General features: G+C 66.8%; 4 protein-coding genes. 1 reads left to right on the top strand and 3 read right to left on the bottom strand.

Annotated features, from left to right (window positions below; all coding sequences use genetic code 11):
• The first annotated feature begins 60 nt into the window (after nucleotides 1-60).
• On the top strand, nucleotides 61-1,407 hold the full coding sequence (locus tag Q0Q36_RS24210) for a M81 family metallopeptidase (RefSeq protein ID WP_293802303.1): 1,347 nt from the start codon (nucleotides 61-63) through the stop codon (nucleotides 1,405-1,407).
• Nucleotides 1,408-1,454: 47 nt separating this feature from the next.
• Here Q0Q36_RS24210 and Q0Q36_RS24205 read toward each other — a convergent pair whose 3' ends face one another.
• From Q0Q36_RS24205 to Q0Q36_RS24195, 3 genes are all read right to left on the bottom strand, one after another.
• Nucleotides 1,455-3,443 (bottom strand): caspase family protein, encoded by a 1,989-nt coding sequence (locus Q0Q36_RS24205; RefSeq protein WP_293802301.1) that lies wholly within the window; start codon nucleotides 3,441-3,443, stop codon nucleotides 1,455-1,457.
• Nucleotides 3,444-3,569: 126 nt separating this feature from the next.
• The gene (locus Q0Q36_RS24200) at nucleotides 3,570-7,448 is read right to left on the bottom strand and encodes a filamentous hemagglutinin N-terminal domain-containing protein (RefSeq protein WP_293802299.1); all 3,879 of its coding nucleotides are present in this window, start codon (nucleotides 7,446-7,448) and stop codon (nucleotides 3,570-3,572) included.
• A 43-nt stretch (nucleotides 7,449-7,491) separates the two neighbouring features.
• Nucleotides 7,492-9,045, bottom strand: coding sequence for a ShlB/FhaC/HecB family hemolysin secretion/activation protein (locus tag Q0Q36_RS24195; protein WP_293802297.1), 1,554 nt, complete (start codon nucleotides 9,043-9,045; stop codon nucleotides 7,492-7,494).
• Nucleotides 9,046-9,814: the final 769 nt, after the last annotated feature.

Here is a 9,814-nt window from a genome sequence, read left to right as displayed (position 1 = left end):
TGGCCTGCTTTTACTCCGCCACGATGGCCTGGAATCCGACCGCCGTTGACAGGCGGATTCGTGCAGGTCGCCCACGAGTTCGCGGATGTCGAGCTCGTCGGCATCACCTCCCCGCTCTGGCCGCGCACCGGAACGGGCTCGGGCTGGGTCACCGAGGATGCCTATGAGCATTTCATGGGCATCATGATCGCGGAGCTGAAGGCGCAGCCGCAATTCGACGGCGTCTATCTCGCGCTCCACGGTGCGCTCGCGGTGCGCGGCGTGCCGAAGCCGGAAGCCGATATCGCCCGGCGCGTCCGCGAGGTTGTCGGCGACAAGGCCTTCATCACCGCGACCTTCGACCCGCATGGCAATGAGGACGAAGCTTTCCTCGCGCAGGCCGACATGGCATTCTGCGTCAAATATTTCCCGCATTACGACATGCATCTGCAGGGCGAGCGCGCAGCGCGTATGCTGGTCCGCGCCCTCCGCGGCAGCTTCAAGCCGGTGCATCGCACCCTGCGCATTCCGATCATCGCGCCGACTGTGGTGATGTGGACCGGCGCCTCGCCCTGGTCCGATCTGATCCAGCACGCCCTGATCTGGGAGGCGCGCGAGCCCGATGTCTTCGTCAACGTGTTCTTCGGCTTTCCCTGGTCCGACGTGCCCGATGCCGGCATGTCGCTGCAGGTGCTGACCAACAACGACCCCGACCTCGCCGAGCGCGTCATCCGCGACATGGCGGAGTGGACCTGGCGTCGGCGCGAAGCTTTGCTGGACACCGTCAAGATCTACAAGGCGAAGGAAGCCGTCACTCTGGCCCGCGAGGCCGTCGCCGAAGGCAAGGGCCCCGTCCTGCTCGCCGACTACAGCGACCGCTCGGGCTATGCGACCTGGCTGCTCCAGGAGATCGTCGCGCAGAAGCTTGAACGCACGCTGATCGCGACGATCGCCTCGCCCGATGCCATCCGCGCCGTACTCGAATCCACCGCCAAGCCGGGCGATGCGTTCGATGCGGAGATCGGCGGCCTCTTCGACGAATCGGCGGGAGCGCCGATTCGCATCTCCGGCACGTTGCGCTCGGTGGGACCGGCAACGACCGCGCGCGGCCAAGGCAAGGACTGGATCTGCGTCGAATTCGGCAAGGGCAACGTGCTGGTGCTCAGCCCCTATCTCGTCCAGATCATCGAGCCTTCGGAGCTCTGGCAGCTCGGACTCTCGCCACGGGATTTCGATGTGATCGCGATCAAGTCGCGCGTCCATTTCCGCCGCGGCTTCGACGATAGCGGCTTCACGCCCACGATCCTGCTGGTCGAGCCGCCCGAGCCCTTCATGGGCACGGTCCATCTCGACGCGCTGCCTTACGAGAACCTGTCGCTGCAGGATTATTATCCCTATGGCAGCCCGCGCTTTTCTCTGGAGGGCTGAGGCGTCGGGGGCGGCGCGGCCAGGTCGGTTCGACTGATGCCCTGCCTTCACCCGCTCTTGAGGACGATTCCGCCGCTCCGCCAGCGTTGCAGCGAGGGCCGCAGCTTCGGGCCGTTCCTTCCGTCGAGCGAGCCCTGATAATATCCGGCCTGCTGCAGGCGTTGCTGCACGGCGCGGATTGTGTCGGCTGACCAGCTCTTGCTGGATTTGGTCAGCTCCTCGATCGCATCGCCGGAATCCGCGGCGACGGCGCGCAGCAGGAATTCGGCCGCGGAAGCCGGGTCCTTCGGCGTGCCCCTGCCTTCGTCGAGCAGGACGGCGGCGGCGCGATAGCCCCTGACGTCCCCGAGCTCGATGGCCTTGCGGAAATAGCCGAGCGCCTGGGCCGGCGTGCCGCTCACGGACTGCTCGGCGAGCACGCCGAGATTGAAGGCCGCGATCGCCGAGCCTTGCTGCGAGGCGGTCGTCAGCAGCTCGATCGCTCGCGGCACGTTGCGCGGCAGGGCCGTGCCTTGCATGAGGGCGACCGCCAGGTTGATCGCGCCATCGGGGCTGCCGGCCATTGCGGCGCGTTCGTACAGGGCATAGGCGCCGCTCACATCCTTCGGGACGCCATCGCCGGCTTCCAGGATCAGGCCGAGGCTGACCATCGCGCGCAGATTGCCCCGCTGGGCCGCCTCCCGGTAGAGCCGGAGCGCTTCGCTCCGTTGATTTCCGGCCCAAAGGGCGCGCGCGAGCAGAGCGGTGTAGTTCGGCATCTCGGGATGGGCCGCTGCCGCTTGCCGGCAGGCATCGATGGCCCTGTCGACATTGCGGACGAGCTCCTCGAGCGGAACGCCCTCGAGATTGGCGGTCACGTCCCTGGGATGGGTCGCAAGCCGTTCGCACTGGGTTTCCGGAGCGGCGTTGCTGGTGTCCGGCAGGGCTGTCAGGAGCTTTTGGGCAGCATCGATATGTTTGCCGGTCGGATAGCGGCGCAGGTAGAAATCAACCAGCGGCCGCGTGCGGATCTTCAGCGCCACGTCCCACAGGGCGTCGTCTTCCTTGGTGTCGGTCGCTGGGCTGTTGCGCGCCGCACCGGCATCGAGCGAGGCGAGCTTCGTCGGATCGAGATAGGAACGCGCTTCGTTGACATGGGCTCCGCTCGGGAAGCGCTCGATATAGAGCCGCAGCAGCGCGGGATCGCGCAGTCCGGCGCCGAGCTGCCAGAGCTGAACCTCGGGCGAGGCCGTCTCGGGATCGCCCGGCCGGAACGCGAACTGTCGGATCAGCGAGGAGTTTTCCCAGGGGATCTGTTGCCCGCCAGTGGCTGCGATCACGTCGCGGCGCACCTTGATCATCATCGAAGCGATGTCCTGGCCGCGCGTGGCGATATGGCTCAGCAGCGCCGTCGCGAAGGGGCTGTTACGCCCGGCGCCGTCATAGGCGACGTTGTCGGGCTGCGTCGCGAAGGCGAGCAGGAAATTGGCGGCATTGCCGACACGGGCCAGACCGTCCCGGAAAATTTCGCCGACGCCGGCCGCAGCCTTCGGCATCGGGTTGTTGCGGCAGGCATCGAGGAAGATCAGGTGAATGCCGCGCTGGTTTTCTAGCCCGGAAAGGACGGATTGAAGGCTCAGCGTCGACTGCTTGACGCTGATAGGGTCCCTGACCTGGGCATCGACGGGAACGAGATAGTTCTGGGAATCGATCTGGAAGCCGTGGCCGGCATAATAGAAGAGCGAGACGTCGGCATCGCGCGAGAGGGCCGTGAATTTCCGGATCAGGTCCCGCATCGCCGACAGGCCCAGGTCCTCGCCGAAGAGAACCTCGAAGCCCTGCTGTTTCAGGGCTTCCGAAATATCGGCGGCGTCGTTCCTCGGGTTCTTCAGCTCATGCAGGCCCTGATAGGCGCTGAGCCCCATGACGAGAGCCACACGCTTCTCGGCCTGCGCCGAGGAGGCCGCGGCGAGCGCGACGATCAGGACAGCGAGGATGGCGAGCCCGCTCCGCAGGCGCGCAACCCATCCGTCTCGCAAGCGGCTGCACACGGACATTGCAAAGCCCTTCCCGCCGCCCATCATCGAGCTATCGCAACGTAATGAACCCCCGCCGATTTTTACCTGCGTCCGCGGCCCGCGTCCATGTCGGGAGCGGGCTCAGCACTTCCATCGGTCGTACCATCACAGCCCCGTTGCGCGCGAAAGCCTGTTCTCGACGGAACCGAGCGCCGAGGCGATGCGATTGGCCTGTTGAACCTGGAGGCGGCCGATGGATGGGTCGTCCGCCCGGAGCAGGGCGATCGCCTTGCGGACCTCCGCTACGGCGGTACCGACCGCCGCCCGCGCTTCCTGGACCGTCCGGGCCGCGCGAACCTGGCGGGCCGCCTGCCGGATGACGGCAGGGATACCCCGCAGTGGTCCGGGCAGGTCGACGCCTTTGGCTTCGAGCGCATCGGCGAATTGTTCGAGCGCGTCGCCGACGCAGACCTTGTACTGGCTCGCGTTCTTCGACCGTTCGAACTGGCTGTCGCAACTCGCCACCTTCGCTTCGAGATCGTTGGAGGAGCGCTCGACCGTGGCCGGCTCACGCAGCGTGCCGGGCCCAAGGGTCGGTCCGCCACCGCCGCTGCCGCCGCTGCCGCCTCCGGGGCCGCCCAGGTCGAAGGTATCGGGTGGGTTCGGCAGCGAAACGGTTGTCGGCGGCAGATCGAGAGTGGGATTTCCCGCGGGCGGCGTGTCGATCAGCGTCGGATCGGTCCCGACGATCATCGTGCCAGGCACATAGGTGATGCTGTAATTGCTCGGATTGAAGGTTCCACCGGCGGCACTCCCGATCTGGATCGCATAGAGACCGATACCGGCGAGCGTCGGGCTTCCCAGGCTCGACAAGGCGGCGGACCCGATCGTCTCGCTGTTGCGCAGGCCGGTGGCCGTGAATTCCAGGCCGGTGAAGGTGAACGAGGTGCCGAAGGCCTTGAGCAGGGTATTGCCGGCGATGACGAGCGGCGCCGGTGTCACCGTCAGGCTCGGCGTGAACGCGGCGTCGCTTTGCGTGGCGACGACGCGGTAGTTGACGCCCCCGGTGCTGGTCTGGTTCACGCCGGTGATCGCATAGGTGCCGACAGGGCTTGCCGTCGTTGCGGGGCTCGCGAGCGCGTTGGAAAGCGAGACCGTGTCGCCGGCCGGCCCGAAGACATAGGTGCCCGGTCCGCCATAGAACGTGCCCGGCGCAAGGGACGAGGGATCGCCATAGAAGCGCGTCGGGTTGTCGCTCACCGCGCGGATGACCGGCGCGATCGAATAAAGCACTGGATAGAAGCCGGGACTCGGCGGTGCCCAGTTGGCCTCGAAGCTCCAGCCTTGCGCCTGCGCGAGCGGCACGAAAGTGCCGGGGTCCTGGAATTGCGCCGTCGTAAGGCCCGTCGCTGTCGCGCTGGTTGCGCTGGCACTGGAGCCGATGGCCTGGGACTGGCCGGTCGTCGTGGTGTCCCAGAACGACGATGTCAGCGTCCCGCTGGAGAAGAAGCCGACGAGCCCGCCGAATTGGGGCGGTGCCCCGCTCATGGCGGTGGTCGCGTAGGTCTGCGATATCGTGCCGCCGGCATTCTCTCCGACCAGCCCTCCGACGGAGGTGCTCCCCGCGCCCGTGGTGATGGCTCCGGTGGCGTAGGCGAGCGAGATGTCGCCGGCATTGTAGCCGACGAGGCCACCGACGGCGTTCGCGCTGGCGCCGGCCTGAACCGTCACGCTCGTGCTGGACTGGTCGATGCTGGGCGTGGGCGGGAAGGAGCTTTCCGGCGGGCTGTTGTCTCCGACCAGCCCGCCGACGAACTGGTTGCCGGCCACGGTTCCGGAGGCCACAACATGGCTGATCGCCCCGAAATTGCGGCCGGCGACCGATCCGACGGCGCTGTTCCCGGTGATGTCGACGCCGGCCAGCGAAAGATTCCGCACCGTGCCGGCAACCTCGCCGAAGAGACCGACCTCAGAAGACGAGGGCCGGTTGATGAACAAGCTGCTGATCGTGTGACCCTGGCCGTCGAAAATGCCCGAGAAGGCCGGAAGGTCGGGCGTAGAGCCGCCGATCGGCGTAAAGCCGACAACGCTGCGGCCGTCGGTCCATTGGCTTGTCCCGCTGGCGTCGATATCGTTCGCCAGCCGGTAGTTCAGCGTCAGGTCGGGAGCCCCGCCCGAACTCGTGACCGTATTGACGCCCTGCAGGCCATAGACATCGCTGATCGCATAGGGATTGCCGGCGCTGCCGTCGCCGCCGAGCACGCGCAGGAAGCTGCCGCCGGTCACACGGAAATCCGTCGCCGAAAACGCCGGTAGCGGGTTCGAGACCTGTGTCCATGCTCCCGCCTCAAGCTGGAACGTCCCGACATTGACAGCACCGGATGTAGCGGAGGCAGCGGTCATGCCGTCCGAACGTCCATAGCTCGCCGGCGTGGTGATCGCGCCGCCTGCATTGAGGATCAGCCCGCCGGCGGGAGCGGTAATCGCCTCGCCGATGATGATGTTGTTGTTGGCGTCCAGTGTCAGCGTGGTCGCCTGCGACCAGGTTACCGGTGCGCCGACCGTGATGTTGCCGTTCTGGGTGCCGGGGCTGGAGGAGGTCCGGCCCGTCTGGAGCGAGACGTTGGCGCTCGCCAATGCGGTTTGCAGGGTCGTGGCGTTGATCACGGAGTTCGGCCCGCTCGGCGTGAAGGTCGAGCCGCCGAGTGAGCCGTTCGTGGTCGGGCCGCTCTCGATATAGATGTCGTAGGGATCGAGCAGGAGCGTGCCGAACTTGCCGCGCGCCGCGGTCAGGATCGTCTGGCCGGTATAATCGAGCACGCCATGGCTCGACACCTCGGCAAAGCCGCCATCGCCGCCATTGGCCCCGCCGCGCGCGCGGATGAGGCCGCTGAAGCTGGTGAACGCATCCGACCAGACGACGACATTGCCGCCATTTCCGGTCTCGGTCGCATCGGCGAGGATCTGCGTCTTGCTGTCGATGACGACGCTGCTGGCATGCGGCAAGGTTCCTCCGCCCTGCAGATCGCCACCGATCTTGACGGTGCCGCCGCCTTTGCGGCCGCTGGCATCGATCGTCGCGCCGGTCAGCCCGATCCGGTCTCCGGTGATGGTGACGCTGCCGCCCACGCCCGATCCGCTCCGCACTGAGGCGGTTTTGCGCGCCCGGCGTGTCGCGCTGACGTCGAGCCTGCCGGAGACTTTGACGGTTCCGCCGGCACCGCCGCCCAGCACGATTGCGCCGGAGCGCCCGCCGACCGTGCGCGCCTCGATGACGCCGGAGAGATTGATCGACTGCCTGGCGACTTCGCGCGCTGTCGCCGCCTTCAGCTCGACCCGGCCGCCATTCGCGCGAATGCGCCCGCTCTGCTGGATCAGCGCCTTGTCGCCGGCCGAGCCCGACGGCATCGCGACCTCCAGGAAGCCGTCGCCGGAGATGTCGAGCGTCGCGCGCTCGCCGGCGCCGAGACCGACTCGTCCCAGTGGTACGCTGATCGTGCCCGCATTTTCGACCGCGCCGCCGAGCAGGGCCGCGTAGCCGCCGCGACCGACCTCGATCGTGCCCTGGTTCACCACCGCGGCGGAGTTGCCGGTTCCGGCGAAACTCCGCCGCCCGGCCATGAAATCCTCATCCGTGATTCCGAGTGTCGAGGCGACGAAGCCGCCGCCGGCCCGGACGGTGCCGGTCGGCGTGATCAGGATGCCGTTCGGGTTGACGAGATAGACCTGCCCGTTCGCGTTGAGCTGGCCGGCGATGGTCGACGTGGTCGAGCCTGTGACCCGGTTCAGCAGCGCGGACGAGGTCGCGGGCTGCTGGATGTTCACGGTGGCGCCCGTTCCGATCGAGAAGCTCTGCCAGTTGATGATCGCGGCAGCCGAAGACTGCTGGATCGTCATCGTGTTCGCACCCGGGCTGGAGATGCCGACCGCGCCGGACGCGATCGACGCCCCCGCCGGCAATTCCCCGGCCAGACCGGGGCGCAGCGCGATGAGACAGGTGCCTGCGAGAAGCGCGAACCTGAAAGTAGCGTGGCGAAGTCTCATCCAAGATTCCTCTTCGAATCCGGAAGGCAGCTACGATGTGCGATCAGAAGCGGAGCGAACCCACCATGGTGAAGCGGTTGTCGTTCCGTATCCGGTCGTCGCGGAATCTCCGGCCATATTCGAGAGAGAGCGACGCTTGCGAGAAGGACGGGTCGAGCGTGGCCGCGAGCCGGACGCCGAGGCCGACCGAGGTGACATGCGTCGTCGCCTGCTCGACCGCCGTGGGGTGCACGAGATAGAGGGCGCCGGTGGCGGCGAAGGCGTAGGGCGTTGCCGACACGGGAACGCCCGCGAAGGAGGTCGACCAGGGCGAGTTCACTTCGCCGCGAAGCACCCAGCCGCTATCCCCGCCCAAGGTGCCGGCATCGAAGGTCGACAATTCCTGGAACGAGGCGGTGCCGATCTGCTCCGCCCGCGGCAGCGCCTGATTGAACGAGGTCTGGCCGCGGGCCATGAAGGCCACGCCGAGATGCTCGGCCAGCGGCTGCGCGAGCGACAGGATCGCCTCGAACTTCCGGAAATCCGCATCGGCTCCGAAACGGGAAAGCGGCAGGAACGGCGATGCATCCGCCGCGGTCCGTGCGCCGAAAGCCTTGAGCCCCGCCGAGAGGATCGCGCGCCCCGACAGAACGCCGCCGGTCGGCAACAGCATCGAGCCATCGGCGGCGGCGCGAAGCACCCGCAAGCGATCGAGCGAAAGCGGCAGCTTGAGGCTCGGGAGGAACAGGTCGATGCGCTCTTCCTCGGCGTCGAAGATGAGCTCGGAGGCGAAGCTGAGGGTGCGGGACCGCAGCCAGGGATAGCGCAGCCGCGCCGAATAGCGCTCGAACTGGCTCGCGGTCTGCGGCAGGCCGAATGGCGGCTTCGGGGCCGTACGGCTCTGGGTCGCCTCCAGATTCAGGGTCAGGCCATCGATGCCCAGCGGAATGACCGTTCCGCCCGATAGGGTCCGCATCCGTGGATGGCTGTCGAAGAGACCGCCGAAGCCCGAATTGTCGTTGCCGCTCGGATGGCCTGCGGCGCGCAGATAGAAGGTTTCGCCCCAGCCCAGGACGCTGTTGACTTCGAGGCCCGTCGAGACCGTCGAACGGCCAAGCGCGCTGGAAAGCGTATTGTCGTAGCCGACGCTTCCGGTCACGGGCCGATAGCCCGCCGAGACGACGAGCACGGTGGCGCCGGGTTCCGCGCCCGGCGACAGCGCGGAGCGCAAGGCGACGCCCGGCGTATCGCCCGCGATGACCAGCCGGCGTTCGATATCGGCGAGCCGGAGCTCGCGCTTCCCGACCAGGGGACGCAGAACGCTTTCGATCCGCCCGCGGACGTTTTCGGGAACGGCGCTGAGATCGAGGCGCTCGACATAGCCGTTGACGACCACAATCCGCAGCTTGCCGCCATCGTTCAGGTTCTGCGCGGGCAGCACGACGCGCATCAGGACGTAGCCCGCGCGCGCATAAGCCGCTTCCAGCTCGCGAGCTGCGGCGAAGAGTTCCGAAGCCGGAATGCGGCCGCTGGCGAGCCTCTTTTGCAGGCGCTGGTGCTCGGCGCTGAGCTCACCGAGCCCGCCCTCGATCGTGACGCCGGAGAGCCGGATCGACAAACGGTCGGCTCCGGCAGGAGCATCAAGCCCGGGCTTGCCTGAAAAGACCAGCGCCCCGCCGGAACGGAGCTGATCGGGGCGGAAACTCGGAGGGGTGATCTGGCTGGCAGTCTGCCCGAAGCTTGCGGTCGTGAGCAGAACGCCGCCAGCAAGAGCAGCCCATCTACAGGCCTCTCTCTCCCATGCTCTGCGTAATGCTTGTACTGGCATTCTCTGATTCCCTAAGGTCAGAGAGGGCTCGTTGGGGAGAGAAGTCAAGCGAAGTCGAGGAGGGCGTTTCTACTTTAGTCGATGAGTTGCGGACGGGCATCATCGCGATCGCTTGGCCTTCCCAGTACCCCGAAAGCCGGAGCGAATCTGTGCCCAATGATCGACCCTGCGAGCCATCTCCATAGTGCCGCGGAAGAGGTAGCGGCGCTGCCGAAGCGTTGACGATGGCGGCTTGTGAGGCGGATGGAGGTCTATTCTTAGCGATCGCGCCCGGCCGAGATGCGGCGCAATATCCGAATTTCCAACGCCATTTCGCGGCAGCGAGAAGGATGGCAACTGCCCCGTGAGCCCATGAAGGGCCGGCGCCATTCTTCGTTCAGAAAAGACCCCGCCTTGGTAGTGAGGGGATCATGCATCTTGAAGGTCGGGGCAGGGGCCGCGTTGAGGCGGGGTGCCGTCTAACTCATTCTCAATGCTCGGCTCTTTCTCCTGCTGAGAGAAAGAGTGGTGCCCAGGAGAGGACTCGAACCTCCACGCCCTTGCAGGCGCCAGCACCTGA

Origin of the sequence: uncultured Allobosea sp., from assembly GCF_945957345.1 — a bacterium.
Lineage (GTDB): Bacteria > Pseudomonadota > Alphaproteobacteria > Rhizobiales > Beijerinckiaceae > Allobosea.
This window is presented reverse-complemented; position numbering and strand designations above follow the sequence as displayed.